The organism is Sulfitobacter sp. OXR-159 (assembly GCF_034377145.1).
Classification (GTDB): Bacteria; Pseudomonadota; Alphaproteobacteria; order Rhodobacterales; family Rhodobacteraceae; genus Sulfitobacter.
In genome coordinates this window covers 895163-915215 of record NZ_CP139707.1, presented here as the reverse complement: position 1 = coordinate 915215, position 20053 = coordinate 895163, and the positions used below count along the sequence as shown (strand labels likewise).

The 20053-nt window shown below is 60.1% G+C and carries 17 protein-coding genes and 2 tRNA genes; 6 read left to right on the top strand and 13 right to left on the bottom strand.

Annotated features, from left to right (window positions below; genetic code table 11):
- Window positions 1–246: 246 nt before the first annotated feature.
- From T8A63_RS04510 to T8A63_RS04500, 3 genes are all read right to left on the bottom strand, one after another.
- Window positions 247–2127: an acyl-CoA synthetase gene (locus tag T8A63_RS04510; protein ID WP_322345098.1), complete on the bottom strand. Its 1881-nt coding sequence runs from the start codon at window positions 2125–2127 to the stop codon at window positions 247–249.
- Between the two features lie 148 nt (window positions 2128–2275).
- The gene (locus T8A63_RS04505) at window positions 2276–4087 is read right to left on the bottom strand and encodes an ABC transporter transmembrane domain-containing protein (RefSeq protein WP_322345097.1); all 1812 of its coding nucleotides are present in this window, start codon (window positions 4085–4087) and stop codon (window positions 2276–2278) included.
- A gap of 156 nt (window positions 4088–4243) precedes the next feature.
- A tRNA-Gly gene (locus T8A63_RS04500) sits at window positions 4244–4317 on the bottom strand.
- 168 nt (window positions 4318–4485) lie between these two features.
- Here T8A63_RS04500 and T8A63_RS04495 point away from each other — a divergent pair.
- On the top strand, window positions 4486–5421 hold the full coding sequence (locus tag T8A63_RS04495) for a YihY/virulence factor BrkB family protein (RefSeq protein WP_067916052.1): 936 nt from the start codon (window positions 4486–4488) through the stop codon (window positions 5419–5421).
- Between the two features lie 3 nt (window positions 5422–5424).
- Here T8A63_RS04495 and T8A63_RS04490 read toward each other — a convergent pair whose 3' ends face one another.
- The 6 genes from T8A63_RS04490 to T8A63_RS04465 form a co-directional block, all read right to left on the bottom strand.
- Window positions 5425–6000 (bottom strand): hypothetical protein, encoded by a 576-nt coding sequence (locus T8A63_RS04490; RefSeq protein WP_322345096.1) that lies wholly within the window; start codon window positions 5998–6000, stop codon window positions 5425–5427.
- Window positions 5997–8237 carry a xanthine dehydrogenase family protein molybdopterin-binding subunit gene (locus tag T8A63_RS04485; RefSeq protein WP_322345095.1) on the bottom strand — a complete coding sequence of 747 codons (2241 nt, stop codon included), beginning with the start codon at window positions 8235–8237 and terminating at the stop codon, window positions 5997–5999. Before T8A63_RS04485 ends, T8A63_RS04490 begins: the two co-directional genes overlap by 4 nt.
- Window positions 8238–8239: 2 nt before the next feature.
- On the bottom strand, window positions 8240–8698 hold the full coding sequence (locus tag T8A63_RS04480; RefSeq protein ID WP_322345094.1) for a (2Fe-2S)-binding protein: 459 nt from the start codon (window positions 8696–8698) through the stop codon (window positions 8240–8242).
- 122 nt (window positions 8699–8820) lie between these two features.
- Entirely contained in the window at window positions 8821–10026 is a 1206-nt protein-coding gene (locus T8A63_RS04475) for a hypothetical protein (protein ID WP_322345093.1), read from the bottom strand.
- 94 nt (window positions 10027–10120) lie between these two features.
- Window positions 10121–11557 carry a TolC family outer membrane protein gene (locus T8A63_RS04470; protein ID WP_322345092.1) on the bottom strand — a complete coding sequence of 479 codons (1437 nt, stop codon included), beginning with the start codon at window positions 11555–11557 and terminating at the stop codon, window positions 10121–10123.
- Window positions 11558–11679: 122 nt separating this feature from the next.
- Entirely contained in the window at window positions 11680–12333 is a 654-nt protein-coding gene (locus T8A63_RS04465) for a protein-L-isoaspartate O-methyltransferase family protein (protein ID WP_322345091.1), read from the bottom strand.
- A gap of 143 nt (window positions 12334–12476) precedes the next feature.
- Here T8A63_RS04465 and T8A63_RS04460 point away from each other — a divergent pair.
- A tRNA-Cys gene (locus T8A63_RS04460) sits at window positions 12477–12550 on the top strand.
- A gap of 73 nt (window positions 12551–12623) precedes the next feature.
- Here T8A63_RS04460 and T8A63_RS04455 read toward each other — a convergent pair.
- The 4 genes from T8A63_RS04455 to T8A63_RS04440 form a co-directional block, all read right to left on the bottom strand.
- Window positions 12624–13499, bottom strand: coding sequence for a tyrosine-type recombinase/integrase (locus tag T8A63_RS04455; RefSeq protein WP_322345090.1), 876 nt, complete (start codon window positions 13497–13499; stop codon window positions 12624–12626).
- 172 nt (window positions 13500–13671) lie between these two features.
- Window positions 13672–14715 (bottom strand): IS5 family transposase, encoded by a 1044-nt coding sequence (locus tag T8A63_RS04450; protein ID WP_174857890.1) that lies wholly within the window; start codon window positions 14713–14715, stop codon window positions 13672–13674.
- 265 nt (window positions 14716–14980) lie between these two features.
- Window positions 14981–15256: a hypothetical protein gene (locus T8A63_RS04445; RefSeq protein WP_322345089.1), complete on the bottom strand. Its 276-nt coding sequence runs from the start codon at window positions 15254–15256 to the stop codon at window positions 14981–14983.
- Window positions 15241–15846 (bottom strand): hypothetical protein, encoded by a 606-nt coding sequence (locus T8A63_RS04440; RefSeq protein WP_322345088.1) that lies wholly within the window; start codon window positions 15844–15846, stop codon window positions 15241–15243. Before T8A63_RS04440 ends, T8A63_RS04445 begins: the two co-directional genes overlap by 16 nt.
- Before the next feature lie 489 nt (window positions 15847–16335).
- Between T8A63_RS04440 and T8A63_RS04435 the strand changes: the two genes are divergently transcribed.
- The 4 genes from T8A63_RS04435 to tnpC are packed head-to-tail and all read left to right on the top strand — an operon-like array spanning window position 16336 to window position 20051.
- Window positions 16336–17592 (top strand): hypothetical protein, encoded by a 1257-nt coding sequence (locus T8A63_RS04435; protein WP_322345087.1) that lies wholly within the window; start codon window positions 16336–16338, stop codon window positions 17590–17592.
- Between the two features lie 56 nt (window positions 17593–17648).
- Window positions 17649–18056, top strand: a complete 408-nt coding sequence (locus T8A63_RS04430) for a transposase (protein WP_322345086.1) — start codon at window positions 17649–17651, stop codon at window positions 18054–18056.
- Window positions 18050–18403, top strand: a complete 354-nt coding sequence (gene tnpB, locus T8A63_RS04425) for an IS66 family insertion sequence element accessory protein TnpB (RefSeq protein ID WP_322345085.1) — start codon at window positions 18050–18052, stop codon at window positions 18401–18403. The genes T8A63_RS04430 and tnpB overlap by 7 nt, the downstream gene beginning before the upstream one ends.
- Before the next feature lie 55 nt (window positions 18404–18458).
- Window positions 18459–20051 (top strand): IS66 family transposase, encoded by a 1593-nt coding sequence (tnpC, locus tag T8A63_RS04420; protein ID WP_322345084.1) that lies wholly within the window; start codon window positions 18459–18461, stop codon window positions 20049–20051.
- Window positions 20052–20053 lie beyond the last annotated feature (2 nt).

Below are 20053 nucleotides of genomic sequence, written 5' to 3'. Positions count from 1 at the left end.
CAGAATGCTGCAAGTGCATTATCAATGCTGCAATGCAGAAGTAGTACGCTCTGACCCCGTTTTGAACCCGCAGAATTTGCATAGGCGCTATGCCTGTCGCGAAAGGCCGGGGGCTAACTACAGGTAAACAGCTTAAAATTTTTGCGCCGATACACAGGAAATGTGCATCGGCGCAACGCAGCGGGGCTGCAATCGGGGAATTTGGGGAATGGGGGCGATCTAGGCCGCCCTACCCGTCTGAGTCGTTTAGCTCACAGGCTCCCAAGGGCGCGTATAGACGCTGAGCACTTTCGATACGTCGTCATGCGTGGCGTCGTGCATAGTGACCTGAGCCACCAACCCCCGCTTTTTGTCGTCTATCACGTCGGTCACCCGCGCGGCACAGCCCGCCTTCTCAAGGCTGCCATTATAGACCCGCGTGATCGCATCCTTGCGCAGGTCGGGCTTAAAGATCTTGCCAACGGCGGTCTTGGGCAACTCATCCATGATCTTGAGGTGCTTTGGCTGGGCGGCCCGTTCGGCGACATGCTCGCGCGCAAAGGCGAGCAGTTCCTCTTCGGTGACCTTGGCGCCCTCCACCAGTTCGACGAAGGCACAGGGCACCTCGCCCGCATGGGGGTCGGGCTGGCCGATGGCCCCGGCAAAAGCGACGGCCTCATGGCCCAGCAGCGCCTCTTCGATCTCGGCGGGGTCGATGTTGTGACCGCCGCGAATGATCAGGTCTTTGGCACGGCCCGTGATCCAGATGTAGCCATCTGCGTCAATACGGCCCAGATCGCCAGTGCGCAGGTATTTGCCGTGGTAGAAGAGGTCTTTGTTCTTGTCTTCTTCGACATAGGTATGGCCCGCAAAGACACCGGGGTTCGACACGCAGATTTCGCCGATCTCATCCGTTTCCGCGTCAATTGGCCCGTCTGCCGTGCCCTTGATGATCCGCACATCCGAATAGGGGAATGCGATGCCGATGGAGCCGACCTTTTTGGGGCCATCCGTCGGGTTACAGGACACAAGGCAGGTCGCCTCGGTTAGGCCGTAGCCTTCGACCAGCGTGACCCCTGTGGCCTTTTCAAAGCGGCGGAAGAGTTCCAGCGGCAGCGGGGCCGAGCCGGAGAAGGCGGTCTTTACGGTGCTGACATCCGCATCGATCGGGCGCTGCATCTTGGCCGAAATTGCCGTGGGCACGGTGATGATAAAGGTGATCTTCCACCGCTCGACCAGCTTCCAGAAGTTGTCAAAGACCCCGTCCCCACGATAGCCCTGCGGCGTCGGAAAGACCACATGCGCGCCCGAAGACACGGCGGCCATCAAGATGACGTGGCAGGCAAAGACGTGGAACAGCGGCAGCGGACACATGATATTGTCCTGCTCGCTGAACAGCAGGCGATGGCCCAGCCAACCGTTGTAGATCAGCCCGGAATACTTGTGCTGCGCGACTTTGGGCATCCCGGTGGTGCCGCCGGTGTGGAAATAGCAGGCAACGCGGTCTTCTTGCACATCCTCAAAGTTGAGCGAAGTGTTCTGCTTGGCGATCTCGGCGTTAAAGTTGAGGTATTTCGCCTGATTGTTCACCATCCCCTTGGGCCGCACCAGCGGGACGATCCAGCTTTTCGGTGGGGTCAAATAGCGGACCAGATCAACTTCGAGCACCGTATGCACCTTGGGCGCAAGGCGCACCGCCTCGGCGGTCTTTTGGGCCACATCCGTTTTGGGGAAAGGCCGCAGGGTAACGACGACCGATGCGCCGACCTCGCGCAGGATCGCGCCGATCTGTTCGGCATCCAGCAACGGGTTGATCGGGCTGACGATCCCGGCCACGGCGCCGCCCAGCAGGGTGATCGTCGTCTCGTTACAGTTCGGCAGCACATAGGCCACCACGTCTTTCTCGCCCACGCCCAGGCTGCGGAACAGGTTCGCGGCCTGCGTCACACGGCCATGCAACTCTTGCCAGCTCAGCGTTTCGGCCTTGTCTTTGGGGCCTGAGAATATCTGATAGCTGACGGCATTGTGGTTGGGGAATTTCGCGGTCGTATTGCTCAGCATTCCGTAGAGCGTCTTGGCCACGTCGCGGTCTTCCCACGGCATTTCCGCCGCGATGGCATTGCGGTCTTCGATCCCGGCGAATGTCATGGTGTCTCCTCCCCTATGCCGGTGTTCCGGCTTATTCTCCTCGCGCCAGATTGCGGTGAAACGCGCCGTTTCGCAAGCAATCGGCGGCAACAAACGCAACGTCACACTAGGGTGACGTAACGCCGGGGTTGCGTGGTTCAAGCTTGCCTTAGGCTGCGGCGACGGCCCCATCGGTGAATTGCAGCCGCGCCAGACGCGCATATAGCCCGTCGCTGGCCACCAGTTCCTCGTGGGTGCCGATGGCGGCGATGCGCCCCGCCTCCATCACCACGATGCGGTCGGCCTTTTTCACCGTGGCCAGACGGTGCGCCACGATCAACGTGGTGCGGTCGGCACTCAGACGGTCCACAGCAGCCTGCACCAGCTCTTCGCTTTCCGAATCCAGCGCAGAGGTCGCCTCATCCAGCAACAGAACCGGCGCGTCGCGCAGGATGGCACGGGCGATGGCGATGCGCTGTTTCTGCCCGCCAGACAGCATCACGCCACGTTCGCCTAGATAGCTGTCATAGCCGTCGGGCAATGCGGTGATGAAATCATGCGCGGCGGCGGCGCGGGCGGCCTCCTCAACCTCTGCGTCACTGGCATCGGGCTGTCCAAAGCGGATATTCTCGGCCGCCGTGGCGGCAAAGATCACCGGGTCTTGCGGCACCAGCGCAACAGCACGGCGGAAATGATCCCGCGCCACATCGCGCAGGTCCACACCATCCAGCGTGATCCGCCCCGACTGCGGGTCATAAAAGCGCAGGATCATCTGAATGATCGTCGTCTTCCCCGCGCCCGAGGGGCCGACAAAGGCCACCGTCTCACCCGGATTGATCTCGAGATCGATGCCATCCAACGCCGCCACATCGGGCCGGGCGGGATAGGTGAATTGCACGTTCTCAAAGGCGATCTTGCCCGCCACGGGCTGCGGCAGGGTGGTCTGCGCCTCGGGCGACGGGTCTTGCACCGTGTCCTCGGTCTGGAGCAGATCAACCAGCCGTTCCGTGGCACCCGCTGCGCGCTGCAACTCGCCCCAGATCTCGGACAGGGCGGCGACCGCGCCCGCAACCATGACCGCATAGATCACAAATTGCACCAGCGCGCCCGCGCTCATTACATCGGCGCGCACATCCCGCGCGCCGATCCACAGCACGCCCACCACGCCCGCGAAGACCAGAAAAATCACGATCATCGTCATCGCGGCGCGGGTCTTGATCCGGCGCTGCGCGGCGTCGAAAGAGGCTTCGGTCATCTGCGCGAATTGGCCCCGGCTTGCGGCCTCATGGGTGAAAGCCTGCACCGTTTGCACCGCGCCCAGCGTTTCAGAGGCGTTGCCCGAACTCGCCGCGATCCAGTCTTGGTTCTCTCGGCTCAGCACCCGCAGGCGGCGGCCCAGCGTCAGGATCGGGATCACCACCGCAGGCACGATCAGCAGCACAAGCCCGGTGAGCTTGGCCGAAGTCAGCAGCATCAGCCCCAAGCCCCCGACAAAGATCAACAGGTTCCGCAGTGCGATTGAGACAGAAGAGCCGATCACCGACAGGATCAGCGTCGTGTCGGTCGTGATCCGGCTCAGCACTTCCCCGGTCATGATGCGCTCATAGAACGAGGGGCTCATGCCCACCACGCGGTCAAAAACGGCGCGCCGGATATCGGTCACCACCCGTTCGCCCAAGCGCGTCACCAGCGCATAGCGCAGCCCGGTGCCCACGGCGAGCAGCGCCGCGATCAGCAGGGCGGCAACGAAATAAAGGTCGAGCAATTCGCTCTCCCCGGTGCCGAAATTGTCGATCACCCGGCGCACCGCCAAGGGCAGCGTCAGTGAGATCATCGCGGTCAGCACCAGCGCCGCACCTGCGGCCGCCATGAGCACGCGGTAAGGGGCCATGAAGGGCATCAACGCCGCCAGAGCGCCGATCCGCCGCGACTTTTCGCGTTCATCTTTGGCGGACTGTGCGGGGGCTGGGGTGCGGGCCATGGGCTTTCCTTTGTCTTTCCACATCGGTCATGGCGCGGGGGCTGGGCAGGGTCAAGCAGGACCGCCGTCATAAGGACAATCTGCCGCCCCTGTTGCGCGCAGCAGGCGCAACTATCCCGCGCAGTGGCGGCGGTCAAAACAGGTTTGGGGAAAGAGTGGAGCGGGCGGCGGGAATCGAACCCGCATCATCAGCTTGGAAGGCTGAGGTCTTACCATTACACAACGCCCGCGCTACGGCCTCCCTCCTATTTTATCGCTCTGCGAGCGTCAAGTGGAGCGATCACCCTTTGGCAAGATCAATCGCATGAGCCTGCTCTTGCCAGTGGCCCGTCATCAAGGTGGCAGCCCGGGCCATCGGGCACTAGCTTAGCCTCATGGGATGAAAACGAGGCATTGGCATGGACGCCAGATCGGCTCAGGACCAAAAGCGCGAAGTCGTGTTGACCCACGGTGTTCTCAGCGAGAACCCCGAGGACCTGTTTCACGGCACCGGGCTGCGGGTCGCGCGCGCAGTTTTGCACGAAGCGGTGCTGCGCCTGTGGAGCGATGATGCCTTTGGTATGGCCGGAAACGTTGCCTTTCGCGCGCTGCTGGCGATTTTCCCGTTCCTGATCTTCACCAGTTCGCTCACCGCCTTTGTCGGTGACCGGTCGATGGCCGATGATCTGATCCATTTCCTGATCGCCATCGTCCCCCCTGCCCTGATCGAACCCATCGTGTCAGAGGTGGAAAAGGTCATGACCGTGCCGCGCGGCGATTTGCTGAGCGTGGGTATCTTGCTGACCGTCTGGTTCGCCGTGGGCGGGGTCGATGGGGTCCGCATCGGCCTGAACCGCGCCTATGGGCTGCGCGAGACGCGCTCGGTCTTCACGATCTATGCGGTGCAGGTGGCCATGGTGCTGCTGGCGAGCCTGATCCTTGTGATCGTGGGATACCTTTTGGTGCTGGCCCCGCGTGCCGGGTCTTGGCTGCATATGCTGATGCCGGGCTTCGATCCGCGTTCGGTGACCGTCGGCCTTGTGCGCTTCCCGGTCTCGGCGACGATCCTGCTGGTCGCGCTATTTGCCGCCCATGTGATCCTGCCTGCCCGGCGCACCAAGTTTAACAACATCTGGCCCGGGGTGGTGGCAACCGCCGTTGCATGGACCCTGCTTGCCGTGCTCTTTTCGTCCTACCTGCGCAGCTTTGGCACCTATGCCAGCTACTACGCGGGCATGGCGGGGATCATCGCGGCGCTGTATTTCATGTATCTCGCCGCACTGGTGCTGATCTTTGGCGGGGAGTTGAACCGCGCCCTGCGCATTCGCAGACTGGCCCGCGCGATGAGCGATTGACCCTCAATCCCCTTCGCAGGGGGTGCCCGCAGCGCCCCAGACCGTCACATCATGCACCAGCGCATCAAGCGATCCTTCGGGCACCGACCGCCCCGCACCGGGGGCGAAACCCCAGTTCACAAAGGCCGAGTTTTGCAGGTGGTCGACCAGTGAGGCGATATCATGCCCGTCGTTGGTTTCAGGGTCGCGCAACTGGATGCAGACCTCTGCCGAGGTCTTGCCGAGCCACGCCAATTCCACCGGAGGCAGCCGCCATGCATCGTCGATATGCGGCGGGGCGTGGGGCACGGTATTGGCGGCGGCAGAGGTGACGTGACAGGCGTCGCAGGGAATGCTTTCGGCTCCGATCCGGCTCTCGCCCGCGCGCACGTTCATGCCGTGCACCGCGTCCGGCCCATAGCCCAATGCCTGCCACATCGGCTGATCCTCTTCGCCTACATGGCAGTTGGTGCAGCGCGGGTGCGAGGTGACGGTAAAGATCCGGTCCCAAGCCGCCAGCCCCTCGACGCGATTGGGATCGTCCTGCGCGGTTGCAGGGGCGGCCAGCATCAGCGCGGCACAGATGGAGAGGTATTTCATGCGAAATCCACGGATTTGGAGAGGGGGAGTTCACGGATACGCTGACCCGTGGCGGCAAAGATCGCATTGGCCAGCGCCGGGGCGGCGGGCGGCACGCCCGGCTCACCGATGCCGCGCAGTTTGCCGCCATTCTCTAGCCCGCGCACCTTGATCTTCGGCGTCTGATACAGCCGCAGCCCTTCGTAGAGGTGATAGTTGTCCTGCTGTGGCACCCCGTCGCGATAGGTAAGCTCGCAGTTCATCGCATGGCCCAAACCCCAGATCACCGCCCCGGAAAGCTGCGCCTCAAAGTTCACCGGGTCCAATACGTGGCCCACTTCGGCGGCAACGAAAACGCGGTCGATCTTGAGGCCCGCATCGGTCTGGCTGACCTCGACCACCTCGGCCACCGGCACGCCGAAGGACAGGCAAAATGCCAGCCCCCGGCCCCGCCCCGGCCCAAGGTCTGCGCCCCAGTCCGCCATCTCGCCCACGGCCTCCAACACCCCGCGCGATGGCGCATGGGTGCATAGCCGCAACCTTTCCTCCAAAGGATCGACACCCGCCGCATGGCACATCTCATCCATGAAGCTCTCGTGCAGGAAGCCGTTGCCCGACGCCCCGACCGAGCGCCACGAACTCACCGGCACCATCGCGGGCACCCGGTGGCCGGTGACACGGTAGTCGGGGATCGCAAACGGCTGATCCCACGCCCCCGCCACGATGGCGATGTCGGGGCCGAAAACCGGCTGGTTCAGCCGCGCCATCTGCGATTCCGCCGTCGAGGGTGCGGCGATGGCCAGATCATAGGCCGCGATCTGCCCGTCTGTGACTTTGCCACGCGCCCGCGCCATGGCCAGCGGGCGGGGGAAGTCATGGGTGAAATCCTCTTCGCGCGACCAGACCATCTTGATCGGTGTGCCCGGCATCTGCTGCGCCACTTCGACGGCACGCAGAGTATAGTCATCCTCCAGCCGCCGCCCGAAACTGCCGCCCGACATCAGCACATGGATATGCACGTTCTCGGCGTCGATCCCGGTCAGCGCGGCGACATTGGCCTGCATGAAACGCGGAATCTGCGTGCCGGTCCAAATGTCGACGCGGCCCTTCTCAAGCTTCACCACGACGCTCATCGGCTCCAGCGGGGCGTGGGCGAGGTAGGGAATGCGGTACTCGGCCTCCAGCACATCGCCGTCGGAAAGGGCGGCGGACATGTCGCCGTCATCGCGGAACCGGCTGTCTTGGCGGTCTTCGGTAAAGGAGGCCGCGACCGCTCTGAACTGCTCCGCCGTATCGCCGGTATAGGGCGACGGCCCCCAATCGCATTCCACCGCCTGCGCGGCTTGAAAGGCCCGCCATGTATTGTCTGCAACCACCGCGACGCCGCCGGTGATCGGCAACACCGCCTTCACACCGCGCATCTTTTCGGCGTGGCCCGCATCAAATCCCATGATCTTTCCGCCCTGCGCCGGGTTGGTGCGGGTCGTGGCGTGGAGCATCCCTTCCATCGCCATGTCGATGCCATAGGTCTGGGTGCCGGTGGATTTCGGCACGATATCGGTGCGCATTTGCGCCTTGCCCAAATGCCGCCAGTCGCTGGGATCGCGCAGCACGACCTCGGTCACCGGATCAATCTCTGCTGCTGCGGCGGCGAGGTCTTGATAGGCCAAGCGCATCCCATCGGGCAGCACCACGGCGCCCGCTTCGGTCTTAAGCTGGCTCCGCTCCAGACCTGTCTGCGCCACCGCGGCGGCCAGCAGCGTTTCACGTGCCACAGCCCCGGCCATGCGCAAGCGGTCATACATATCCGGCACGGTAGAACTGCCGCCGGTCAGTTGCAGGCCCAGCAGTTTCCCCGCCACATCCGACGCCCCGCGCCCGGTCCGTGCGAGCAGCGTCTCTGAGGTCGCGGCAATCGGCATCGCTTCAACCCCGACCACGCCATTGTAATAGACCGGCGAAGGAGGGCCGGGCGTGATCTGAACCGCATCAAGATCGACGTCCAATTCTTCAGCGATCATATGAGCTTGGATAGAATATGCCCCCTGCCCCACATCGGCGCGCGGGGTGATCAAGGTGACACCGCTTGCGTCGATTTTGACGTAGGGTGTGATCGCCGCCGCGCCGGGGGCCAGCCCGTCAAGCAGCGGGTTTTTCAGGTCACGTTTATAAAGATAGGTGCCAAAGGCGACGCCCCCGGCAATAGCCGCAGAGCCGACGATAAAACTACGGCGGGTGATGATGCGCAGGCGCGACATATTCAGGCCCCCCGCAAACGCGCGGCGGCGCTGTGGACCGCAGCGCGGATGCGCGGATAGGTGCCGCAGCGGCAGAGGTTGCCGCTCATCGCGGCGTCGATCTGATCGTCCGTCGGCTCGGGGTTCAACTCAAGCAACGAGGCTGCTTGCATGATTTGCCCCGATTGGCAGTAGCCGCATTGCGCCACTTGATGCTCGACCCATGCCGCCTGCACCACATGCAGCGCTTCCGGCGTGCCCAAGCCTTCGATGGTGGTGACATTGCCATTCACATCCGCCGCCCGCAATTGGCAAGACCGCACGGCCAGCCCGTCGACGTGCACGGTGCAAGCACCGCATTGCGCAATGCCGCAGCCGTATTTCGGCCCGGTGATTCCCAACTCGTCGCGCAAGACCCACAGGAGCGGCATGTCGTCTTCCACGTCCACTTCGTGGACCGTGCCGTTAACCGTCAATTCCATCGGTGATCCTTCCGCCCTGTTGGCCTTAATGTAAACGGCGGCGCATATCGCGCAAGGCCGCGCGCGGCGGGTCGCGCAGCGTCATCTTGTCAGGGGATGGCCAGCAGGTGCCGCCCCTTGGCCTATTCGAGGTCTTGTGCCGTGAGGGCGCGGTGGATCTCGCGGCGCACCAGTTTGCGCACATTGCGGGTGATCCGTTCGCCCAAAGCGCCTTGCAACTCGGCGCGGACGATCTCTGTCACCAGATCGCGCAGCGCCTCTTCGTCAAGGAACTGGTCATCGCCCGCCACGCCTTCGTCTTGCGCAGAGACGGTATAGCCGAATTCCGGTGCGGTCGCCGCCGGATCGGCGACACGCGGGCCGCTATCGGCAAAACGGCGCACCTGTTCTTCGACCTGCGGTGTCGAGGGCTGCGGGCGGTGCGGGGCCGGTTTTTCGGCCTCTACCGTTGCCGTGTCGGCGATCGGTGCCTCTGGCGCCTCTAGCTCCGCATCGTCTTTCCACTCCATCGCCGGGGGCTCTGTACCGGAATAGTCGTTGTCGCCGGGGGCGTCGGGGTCCCAATCGTCAGAGATCTTGCCGATGGCTGTCTCCAACGCGGCCAGCTTGTCACTGCGGTTTGCGCCCGTGGCCTTGGCCACCGCCTCGGAGACGGTCCGGGCCTTGGCCTCAACCTCCGCCGCGGCGTCTGAAACGGGCTCTGAAGCGGGGGTGCCGTAGTCTTCGGCATGCAGATCACTGGGATCGTCATGCAGCATGTCATAGTCCAAAGGCGAGACCTTGGCGGGGTCAACGGCGGCGGGCTGCGGGCGGTCTTTGCCGTCCGAGGTGGCCACCCTGAGCGCCGGGGTCAGCACCAAACGGTCGCTCGACGCGCTTAGCGTTTTGTCGGCTGGGGGGGTGGCAGGATGGCGGCCGGAAACGAAGGGACGCTCTGTCTCGTCGGCACTGTCATCCTCTTCGGTCTGCATGGCTTGGGTAAGGCTCAGCGGCTGCGGCGTGGTCTTGGGCAGCTCGCTGGTCTCATCATCGGAATCAGGGCGTGCTGGGCTGGCAGTGGTGGCACGCAGCGACAGATTCGGGGTGAAGTCCTCCGACGTGATCTTATCCGCCGCGGTCGAGCGCATGCTTTTGAACTCTGCCCCCTCGTCCTGCTGCTGGGGGGCAGCAGCCTGAGCCTCGGCGTCGGTTACAGGACCGGGCGCCTCAACGGGGCTGGGCACCGACGCAGGGCTGGACGTTTGCAGGGGACGCTTGTCTTCAGACACCAATCGGCGAATCGACGACAGCACGTCTTCCACCTCCGCATTTGTGACGGGTTCGGACATATTTCTCTACCACTCTTGCCTCGCGGATAGCTTAACCGCGCGGGAGGATTCTCACAATGGGGCGGTGCAAAATGCCAAACGACCGTGCGGAATGTCAGTCTTTTTGCAACGCGCGCAGCACGCGATCCAGCGCTTGGCCCTCTTTGGAGTATTTAGCAGGGGCGTCCTTAACAAGGTTGTAATAGCCCCCCGCGTCATAGATCTGCACCGGCAGCTTTAAGTCCTGCGCGGTCAGACGGCCCGTGGCCGCCAGCACGGAATAGGCCGCCACATAGAGGTTGGCGCGGGCCGACACGCGGGTCGATTCCGCATCCAGCAGCGATTGTTCGGCATCCAGCACATCCAATGTGGTGCGCGCGCCGAGGGTGGCTTCTTCGCGGATGCCGCGGAAAGCGATACGCGCCGCTCGGATCTGCCGGTCGGAGGCTTCCAACTGCGCCCGTGCCGAGGCCAGAGCCGCATAGGCATTGCCCACTTCCTGCTCGACGTCTTGGCGCACCACATGCAGGTTCGCACGCTGTGCGTCACGCTGCGCCATCGAACTGCGCACGGCCGAGGACAACGCCCCGCCCTGATAGATGGTCTGCCCAACCTGCACCCCGACGCTGCCGCTGCGGGTATAGGCCTCACTGTCGAAGGTCTCGTTCAGGCCATATTGGCCGTTCAGCGTAATCCGAGGGGCCATGGCCGCCTCGTTGGCTTCGACGCCAAGATCGGCAGCCGCCACCTGATGCTGTGCGGCGATGATCGACGGGTGGGTGCGCACGGCCAAGGCCTTGGCCGACGCGAGATCACCGCCGATATTCGGCAGGCTCGGCGGTTGGCTGAGGTTGCCCGGCGCACGGCCCACCGCGTTGCGATATTCCTCGACCGCACGCAGCAGCGTGCCTTCGGCCCCGGCCAGCCCGCTGCGGGCATCGGCAAGCTGCGCTTCGGCCAAGGCCACATCGGTGCGGGTAACCTCGCCCACGTCGAAACGATCCCGCGCGGCGCGCAGTTCTTGGGTCAGCAGCCGCAAGTTGTTGTTGCGCAACTCGACCGTTTCCGAGGCTTCGATCACGCCCATATAGGCCGCAACCGCGCGCAGAAGCACCTGCTGCTCTAGGTTCACCAAGGCCTGACGGGTGGCCAGCACGGTTTCTTTCGCGGCCTCCACCCGATAGGCGCTCGCGCCGAAATCATAGAGCAACAGCTCACCGATCAAGCTGATCGACGCCTTGAGACTTTCCGTCGACTGCGCCGGCAGCAGCGAAGAGCTGCGCGTGGTGCCGAAGCTTTGTGTAAGCCCCGCCGCCCACTGTAGCACAGGTTTCAGCGTCGACTTCGCCGTGGCCACATCCTCATCGGCGGCGCGCAGGAGCGCGCGGTTCTGGTTAAGCAGACCTGAATGCTCATAGGCCCCCACCAGCGCGTCGGCCAATGTTTCCGCCGAGGCCTGCCGCGGCAGGGCAGCGCCGCTCGCCAAAACAAGGCTCACCGGCACCGCGATGGCAAAACGTTTAAAGGTTTTCGTGAAACTATTTGCGCTCATGGCTCAATGCCCCTGAATGGCTTTTTTAGACCTTTTAGACCGGCCCATAGGCCGATCGGGACGGGTGCCCCTACCCTGAAAGCGTCGCGGCGCGCGATACGGATCGGCGCGCCATCTTTCGCTTACAGCTGGAATTCTGCATGACGTTCAAAGCCACGCAGTACCGGCGCACCGGCGTTAAATTCGGGCCGCCAGGACACCTGGCCACCGCGTTTATAGCCCACGCGCACTTCGCCCAGACCCCGATCCATAAAGAGACAAGCAATACGCCCACCCTCTTTCACCTGCTCCAACAGGGCTTCGGGCACGTCGCCCACCGCCCCTTGAATGATCACAACGTCATAGGGACCATGCTGCGGCGCGCCTTCGGTCAGCGGGGCGACATGCACGATCACATTGTCCGCTCCGGCCTGCGCAAGCGCCTCCTGCGCCTCGGCGGCCATCGCCTCATCTTCTTCGACGGCGACGACGGCCTCGGCCATATGGGCGATCACGGCGCTGGAGTAGCCCATGGCGCAGCCGATATCGAGCACCAGCTCGTCGTTCGTGATGTCAAGGTGATCGAGCATTTTGGCCAATGTCCGCGGATCAAGCAGCACGCGATCCTGCCCCAGATCAAGGTTCTCGCCCAGATAGGCGGCCTCGCGCTGCGCGGCGGGCACGAAGTCTTCGCGCTGCACGGTCAACATCGCGTCGATGATTGGAAACTTGGTCACATCCGAAGGGCGGACCTGCGTATCTACCATGGTTACGCGGCGGGCGGCGAAATCACTCATCAGCTAAACTCATTCGTTCAGGGTGTCTGAAGAGTGATGTGCCACATTGCCGGGCCAGCGGCAACGCCCTGACCGCATTTTCACACGCATATGGGTCTTGCGGCCTTCCTCGTGATCCGTTAGCAGTGCGCCAACCACCGGTCGGCGAGTTGGCGGAGTGGTTACGCAGCGGATTGCAAATCCGTGTACACCGGTTCGATTCCGGTACTCGCCTCCATTTAAAACCAATGACTTAGCCTCATTCTCTCGCGTCTGCTGCGAGCATTTTACAGGCCATTTTACATTTTCGTTCATGTTCTGCCCTCCTTGGCTGTGTTTAAAAGGGTCAGAACCGCGTCGGTTTCGTCCGGTGATACTTGTGCATATCGCTCGATCATGGCGGCTGCCGTGCGCAAGGACCAACCCATGCAACCGGCTATCTGTGCCAAGGACAGACCAGCGCGCAGCAATCGCGTTGCAGCGGTGCCTCTGGCGTCATAGAGCCGCAAGTCATAGCCGAGCCGGTTTGGCGTCAGACCAGCCTTGTTGCGCCACTGGCGCACACCCTCAGAGGCCCGGTGTTCAGTCAAAGGACCACCGCTGGCATTCGCTAGGATAAGCAACCTGTCATTCGGGGTGGCATCTATGATTTCGGCCATTGCTTGACTGACCGGAACGAATGCAGATTTACCGCGCTTATTTGTTTTAATGCGAATACGACGGCCCCCGGGCGTAGATTCAATGTGAGCCTTGGAGAGCCTGACCAAATCACCGGGGCGCATTCCGGTTTCGCAAGCGGTGACCAAAATACGGCCAACCCATTCGGGCGCGCGCTCCCGCACGGCTTCCACCTGAACCGGGGTCCAGACTACGTCTGAGCGATCAGAGCGATATACCTTTGCGAAGCTGCAATGATGCTCTGCTATCTTGCCTTGTTCCCGCGCCCAATTGAGAATGCGCGTCACCACTGTTCCAGCGTAGTCGTATTGCTTTGGCGAGTAGTTCCACTTCGATCGCCATTGGTTGACCTCGGCACGAGAGGCCGCGTCCTCAAACATCGCCACAGGGTCAGACTCAAATTCGACAGCGAACCTCATGGCCCATCGGCGGTAGTCCGACTGCGTGCGCGGCTTTAGGGAGAGAAATTCAGCCGATGAGATATAGGCGTCAACAACGGCTTCTGTCATTAGGGCACCTCGATTTTTGAACAATTTTTGGTAGTTTGGCGGCGCGGGCGGCCTGAAGCAGGATCGTGGCTTTCGTCTGGCAATTGGCAGAGCCTCGCAACCGCTGTATTGCGGCCTTCAAGCCTTGTTTGTCATGCTTTGACGCGTGATCGGTTCTTGGATCGCCCGGTATTCACGCCGGACACGGGTTGATGCGGCGCAGTTGAACGAGGCGTCGCATGTTATATGCGAGGTTCTTCATCCCGATCCTAGCCTTGGCTCGCACCAGACCAATGCTACGCACAAGGGTGCCACCCATGTCGTTGGTCTGTGCGCCGAATACATGTTCCACCCGGACCCGAACGGTGGATTTGGTCCGATTGCTGCCCTTGGCCTGATCTGTGAGAGGTTTGCCGCGTTTCCCCTTACGGTGGATGTGACTTTTCAGCTTCCGCGCGCGCAATTTCGCCTCCGTCTCCTCGGACCGATAGGCCGCATCCGCCCACACACCGGAGCCGGTATTGCCTCGCATCAGCAGGTGATCCACCGCTTGACTGTCATGCAGCGCGGCATCGCTGACGTGATAGCGCCGGACCAGCTTGTGCTTTCGGTCGACGTTCACATGGTTCTTGTAGCCGTAATGGCTCTTGCCGTGCTTTTTCGTCCAGCGCGCGTCCACGTCCTTCTGGCTGCGCTTGGCGGGCTTGTTTTCCCAATGCTCGGGGTTCTCGCCCTTCTTGATTGACGCGTTCTCGTCGCGCGTGTTGTGATTGCGCGGCACCGCCACAATAGAGGCATCAAGAATTTGCCCACCCCGAGCGATATACCCCTGCCGCGCCAAATACCCGTCAAATTGACGAAACAGCTCTTCCACCTTGCCCGCCTGCGCCAGCGCATCGCGATACAGCCACACCGTCTTTGCATCCGGCACCCGGTCCGCAAGGCTAAGTCCCAGAAACCTCATAAAGGACAGCCGGTCACGGACCTGATATTCGATCTGATCGTCCGACAGGTTGTAGAGTGCGCTCAGCACCAGCGTCTTGAACATCAGCACAGTGTCCATCGGCTTGCGGCCTGCGCGCGACTTGCGCTCCGCATCAGGCTTGCGCCAAACCTCATCCAAAATAGAACGAAACTCCTCCCACGGCACGACCGCATCGATCTCAACCAATGGGTCCTTCTTCGCGTCAAGGCTCGCATAGCGGTCGGAAAGATCAAAGAAACCCATCTGCGTCATTGCCGTCTCCCCTGTGCCGGTTCGTCCCATCAAAGATAACGCAGCACCGGGGTTGGGGCAATTTTTAGAGGTGCCCATTAACGTATTTGGCTTGGGCGATGCTCTCGCCATTGTGGCTGAATACGCTGTGAAAAAATTGGGGGACTTAGGAAATGGGCGTGCATCCTTCCAAAAGCCTGTGCCTTTGCGACCGCGAAGCGAAAAGTAATAGCACACAGTGCCATCGACCAGCTTTGCCTTGACCCGGTGAACTTCTGGGGGGAGGTTACCGCGCGGCATTACGCGCCCGCCTTGCCATGATAAAGCCATTCGCCGAACCATCAATAGACTCGGATAGCCCCTGTGCCTCATTCAGTCGGCGACGAACAAGCGCGGGGTCGAAAAACCCGCGCCGCCCGGGCACCGGCGCAATCCTCATGCTGGCGCACCAATCACGAAAGGCAGAAGTCGTACCGGAATAACCCATTCTCGCGGCGAGATCGTCAGATGAGATGAGCGATATTTGCATAGTGGTTTGATCGGCTTTCATGCGCTCACCCATCCGAAAGCTCTTTGAAAATCGATATCGAGGGATTTGGCGATCTGTGCGCAAAGCAAAGTGAGGTTCATCACCACGCGGGGGGAGCCATCTGCACCGTTGACGCAATCAATCAGCATAGCCGCTTGCCTGAACCCATCCACGCCAGCGACTGCCGGGTCTGCGTCGGATACGATAGCAAGCGCACCATCTTCGTCGTAACCCGCGCCCACGGCATAAACCAAAAGAGTTTGCCCCTGCCCGAACAACTTGCAAGCGAAGCGATCCTGTGCAGGTTCCAGCGGCGCACCTGCATCGATTAGCCGGGGGCCATTGATCCTGCTAGAATATGCGAAGTCGGCACCAATGCGATAGGCTACCTCTACCTTGGTTCCGGCATCCACAAGCGCCAAAGCTATCGCCCCTTGAACCACGGCCTCTAGCGAAATTTGACGCTTACGTCCCCGGCCCGGGCCACTTGCCTCGTGGGCCTGAAACCCGGATTCTATGTAAATTTTTCCTTGCTCAAGATGCGATTGCCACCGCTTGGACGTGTTGCCCATCGCGGCCAGCGCCACATCAGAGGGAAAGAAAACTGTGTCGGTCATACCCATGACTAGCTCCATCAGAATTAAAAAGGAATGCGCTTGGGTATTTTCTAAGGGACAAGGGTTAATGGGTTCGTAAACGCTGCGAGCGGCAGCAAGTTTTGGCGGCAACAAATCACAGATAGGTCATTGGAATATAGACATATCCTCAATATTTAACAAACAGTGAACCTATTGCAAACGAGCCAGTTTCTTCAACGGAAGGGGCGGATCCCGGACCTTTGCTGCAAGAGCTCATAGCAAGATTTGTAGACGCTATAGCGGCCATTCAATCTGGCCTAGATGACCGATGACTCATCAGTGACATAACGCCTTCCTCTAAACTCTTACGATGAAAGGCATAATCCTCAGATACCAGTTCACTTGACGCTGATAGTTACCAAACATGTGGAAGTTCTTTTCGATCCATTCAGAAATTTCGCAATTAGGCCTTCACACTACGATAAAGAGGATAGATGGTCATAATGATCAACTTAAACCTGAGTAAACAAATTTATGCTTTATCGCAAACTTACCAACTGGACAAACTTAGCTCAAACGAAGGGCCTACTTTTTTTCGTTCAACGTTTGGATGAACTCACGTTCCCATACAGTCTTGATAGCTACAAAGCATCTACAACTGGTATTATAACACTTGTTGATGAAGCTCTTGAGTTACTGAATGATCCGCACATCGTATCTGGTAATTTCGGTGCCGTGAAGCATGTTCTGGATGAGTTGGGACTTCGCCTTAAAGGCAACTTCGTAGCAAAAAAGGTTTTCAATTTTGACATCGATAGCGTGCTTTCTGGGAATTTGGAAGGTAATATCACGGCAACCATCAGAAAGCTAAAAGTATTTAGGTCAGAAATGGACCCAGAGACATATTTAGGGGAGATAACGCATCTAGTAATTAGTCATGATCAGGAAAAACCCAAAAAGTCTCAACTAGAGCTTTTGGCTAGGGAGTTTGCTTCTCTGTTGCAGTATCTGGGCGTATCTAGAGACCACATCAACGATGCCCTAATCAAAGCGTTCTATGGTGAAACTGAAATAAGGGACACGACTTCTTTTCGAGGTTTTTGCAAGGTGGTTTATCCCCACTCGCACAAGTTTCGCGTAGGAATCACTGCTTCAAAATCGATCAATGATGTTAGTTTTGACGTTCTAAGAAGTAATGGTATCTTGCCCTATCCTCACATAAAAGATGACTTTGATGAGGACGATAAGACCTTCGTGGAAGCCCTTGAATGTTATAAAAATATTAGCGACGGTGAATTGCTAATTTGCCATGTTTCCGCGCCGGATGCCAACGCAGCCGCAACAATGGCCACAAAGAGAATTACTGAAGCAATTAGTTTTCAGAAACTATTTCATCACAAGCTCGAAGTTAATATTGCTAGCACTGCAGTCACTGAACAAAGTTGCTGTGCCGAAGATATACGCACAGTGCCAGCGTTCAATAATCACATGCATTTTATAAGGGATATGAAAGCACTAAAGGCAATCAGCGCCGCGAAACGGTGTCATGAAGAGCTAAGCTTGGACATTGGACCGGATGCGCGAAAGTTCGCGAATATTGTGAATATGCATGGGGTTAGCTTGTCATCCACAAGCAATGATATTCAGATCGTGAATTTATGGACATGTATCGAAACACTGGTGCCTTCCGAGCAGACAGCTTCAAAAATTTCGAATGCTGTGAAGAGGGTTTCTCCCATTTTGGCTTTGGGATACTACAAGCGTAAGCGGTGGCCCGGGGTCACGTTGTAGGGTGTGATCCGCGCTGCGAGAACGAACGCATCTTATGACGGGGAGTGCGTTTCGCAATGTGCGCTACAAATTCGTTTCTCAGATCGCTTGGCGTTGAGATTTATGCGTCCGGCCACCGCCGCTGGTCGGATAGTGCAAAGGCACAGGCGGTGGCGGAGACGCTTGAGGTCGGTGCAACGGTGAACGCTGTCGCTGAGCGATATGGCATCCTTCCGAACCAGCTATCGGCGTGGCGTCGTCTGGCCAAACAAGGAAAGCTGTTGCTGCCGGCGCCGGAGGCCGCTGAGCCGCTCTTCGCTCCACTGGTGGTTTCTGCTGGGCCGGAAGAGCCCACAGAAGCTCTGACTGTTCCGAATGAGGCGATCAGATTGATCTTTGGAGAGATCGCCATCGAGCTGCCGCTGCAGACATCTGCCTCCCGGATTGCAGAGATCGCCCATGCGCTTGAAGCTTCTTCATGCTGATGCCATCGCAAGGCGTTCGGATATTGGTTGCGACGCGGCCGGTGGACTTCCGTAAAGGACACGATGGATTGGCTTCGATGGTGCAGTCGGCATTGGCCCAAGACCCCTTTACCGGAACAGTCTTTGTATTCCGCGCCAAACGGGCCGACAGGATGAAGATTCTGTTCTGGGACGGCAGCGGGCTCGTGATGACCTACAAGCGACTTGAGGAGAACAACTTCATTTGGCCCGCCATTCGAGATGGCGTGATCACCTTGAACCGCCCCCAATTCGAGGCGCTTTTTGCAGGGCTGGACTGGCGCCGGGTGCGCTCTTTAGAACCCCGCAGACCGGCTGCGGCAGAGTGACTCGGGGGCGCAAAAGGCCTGCCCATTTGGGCGTAAATCAAGCTATACTCCGGGCATGTCCGACCTGCCGCCCATCGATATATCTGCCATCCCCGTGAGCCAGCGTGAAGCTGTCTTGGCGGTGCTGCGCGAGAACAAATCGCTGAAGCAAGAGACGACCGGGCTACAAACCAAAACATCTGAGCTGGAAGTTTTGGTTAAGCGTCTGGAGCACCTCATTGCCGAGCTCAAGAACGCCACACATGGCAAGCGCTCGGAGAAGTTAAGCGAGGATGAACGGCAGCTGGCTTTTGAAGACCTTGAAGTTGCCGTCGCTGAAGTTGAGACTCAGCAAGCTGAGCGGGCGCCCTCAGAGGCAGGGCCTCGCAAAGCTGCCCGGCGCAATCGTGGCAATCTTCCCGCAGGCCTCCCGCGGGTTGAGCGGGTGGTCGAGCCTCAGAGTTTGAACTGCCCCTGCGGGTGTGGCGAGATGCACCGTATAGGCGAAGACCGCACCGAGCGGCTGGATATCATTCCAGCGCAGCTGCGTGTCATCGTCACCGTTCGCCCCAAATATGCTTGCCGTTCCTGCGCTGAAGGTATCACGCAGGCCCCGGCTCCTGCGCATCTGATCGAAGGCGGGTTGCCGACTGAGGGCGCCATCGCACATGTGCTTGTCAGCAAATTCTCAGACCACTTGCCGTTGTATCGTCAAAGCCAAATCCTTGCCCGCTCCGGCATCGATATCCACCGCAGCACTTTGGCCGATTGGGTGGGCACAGCGGCTTTCCATCTGAGCCCTGTCGTGGACCGCTTGGCTGAGCATCTAAAAAAGTCCGGCAAGCTATTTATGGATGAGACAACGGTCCCCGTTCTGGACCCGGGTCGAGGCCGCACGAAGACAGGATACCTTTGGGCACTGGCGCGCGATGACCGAGGATGGGGTGGAGATGATCCGCCAGGCGTTGTCTTCACCTATGCCCCGGGTCGTGCAGGGCAGAATGCAGAGCAGATATTGCAGGGCTTTGACGGCACTCTGCAACTGGACGGCTATGCTGGCTACAACCGACTGACGCGCCCGTCGCGCAAAGGCGGCGCGCCGATCAGCATCGCGTATTGTTGGGCACACGCGCGGCGCAAGTTGAAAGAGGTCTTTGATCGAGACGGCTCAGAGATCGCCGCAGAAGGGCTGCGTCGGATCGCAGAGTTCTACCGCATTGAAGGCGAGAACCGTGGGATGGGTCCCGGTCAGCGCCTCTCGGCACGTCAGACCCGCACGGCGCCATTGGTTGCAGAGTTCGGCGAGTGGCTTCAGAGCCAACGGCGCCGGATTTCCTCGAAGTCCCGTCTCGGCGAGAAGTTGACCTATATCCATCGGCAATGGAGCGGGCTGCAGACCTTCCTGCACGACGGCCGGGTCGAGATCGACTCCAATGCAGTCGAGAACCTGATCCGCCCAATTGCATTGACGCGAAAGAATGCGCTTTTTGCCGGTCACGACGAAGGTGGCCACGCCTGGGGCCGCACCGCATCTCTCATTGCCACGGCGAAGGTCAATGATGTCGAACCGTTCGCATATCTCAAAGCGACGCTTGAAGCGATTGCAGCAGGCCATCCGGCCAATCGCATCGACGACCTGCTTCCGTGGAATTTCCAGCCGTCAAGCTGATC

Excerpts from the sequence above, each read along its gene's own strand:
- tnpB (WP_322345085.1), top strand. The coding sequence starts at position 18,050 with ATGCTGATGCCATCGCAAGGCGTTCGGATATTGGTTGCGACGCGGCCG.
- T8A63_RS04475 (WP_322345093.1), bottom strand. The coding sequence starts at position 10,026 with ATGTCCGAACCCGTCACAAATGCGGAGGTGGAAGACGTGCTGTCGTCG.
- T8A63_RS04455 (WP_322345090.1), bottom strand. The coding sequence starts at position 13,499 with ATGACAGAAGCCGTTGTTGACGCCTATATCTCATCGGCTGAATTTCTC.
- T8A63_RS04480 (WP_322345094.1), bottom strand. The coding sequence starts at position 8,698 with ATGGAATTGACGGTTAACGGCACGGTCCACGAAGTGGACGTGGAAGAC.
- T8A63_RS04490 (WP_322345096.1), bottom strand. The coding sequence starts at position 6,000 with ATGAAATACCTCTCCATCTGTGCCGCGCTGATGCTGGCCGCCCCTGCA.
- T8A63_RS04440 (WP_322345088.1), bottom strand. The coding sequence starts at position 15,846 with ATGGGTATGACCGACACAGTTTTCTTTCCCTCTGATGTGGCGCTGGCC.
- T8A63_RS04510 (WP_322345098.1), bottom strand. The coding sequence starts at position 2,127 with ATGACATTCGCCGGGATCGAAGACCGCAATGCCATCGCGGCGGAAATG.
- T8A63_RS04465 (WP_322345091.1), bottom strand. The coding sequence starts at position 12,333 with ATGAGTGATTTCGCCGCCCGCCGCGTAACCATGGTAGATACGCAGGTC.
- T8A63_RS04485 (WP_322345095.1), bottom strand. The coding sequence starts at position 8,237 with ATGTCGCGCCTGCGCATCATCACCCGCCGTAGTTTTATCGTCGGCTCT.
- T8A63_RS04450 (WP_174857890.1), bottom strand. The coding sequence starts at position 14,715 with ATGACGCAGATGGGTTTCTTTGATCTTTCCGACCGCTATGCGAGCCTT.
- T8A63_RS04505 (WP_322345097.1), bottom strand. The coding sequence starts at position 4,087 with ATGGCCCGCACCCCAGCCCCCGCACAGTCCGCCAAAGATGAACGCGAA.
- T8A63_RS04445 (WP_322345089.1), bottom strand. The coding sequence starts at position 15,256 with ATGGGTGAGCGCATGAAAGCCGATCAAACCACTATGCAAATATCGCTC.
- T8A63_RS04470 (WP_322345092.1), bottom strand. The coding sequence starts at position 11,557 with ATGAGCGCAAATAGTTTCACGAAAACCTTTAAACGTTTTGCCATCGCG.
- T8A63_RS04435 (WP_322345087.1), top strand. The coding sequence starts at position 16,336 with ATGCTTTATCGCAAACTTACCAACTGGACAAACTTAGCTCAAACGAAG.
- T8A63_RS04495 (WP_067916052.1), top strand. The coding sequence starts at position 4,486 with ATGGACGCCAGATCGGCTCAGGACCAAAAGCGCGAAGTCGTGTTGACC.
- tnpC (WP_322345084.1), top strand. The coding sequence starts at position 18,459 with ATGTCCGACCTGCCGCCCATCGATATATCTGCCATCCCCGTGAGCCAG.
- T8A63_RS04430 (WP_322345086.1), top strand. The coding sequence starts at position 17,649 with ATGTGCGCTACAAATTCGTTTCTCAGATCGCTTGGCGTTGAGATTTAT.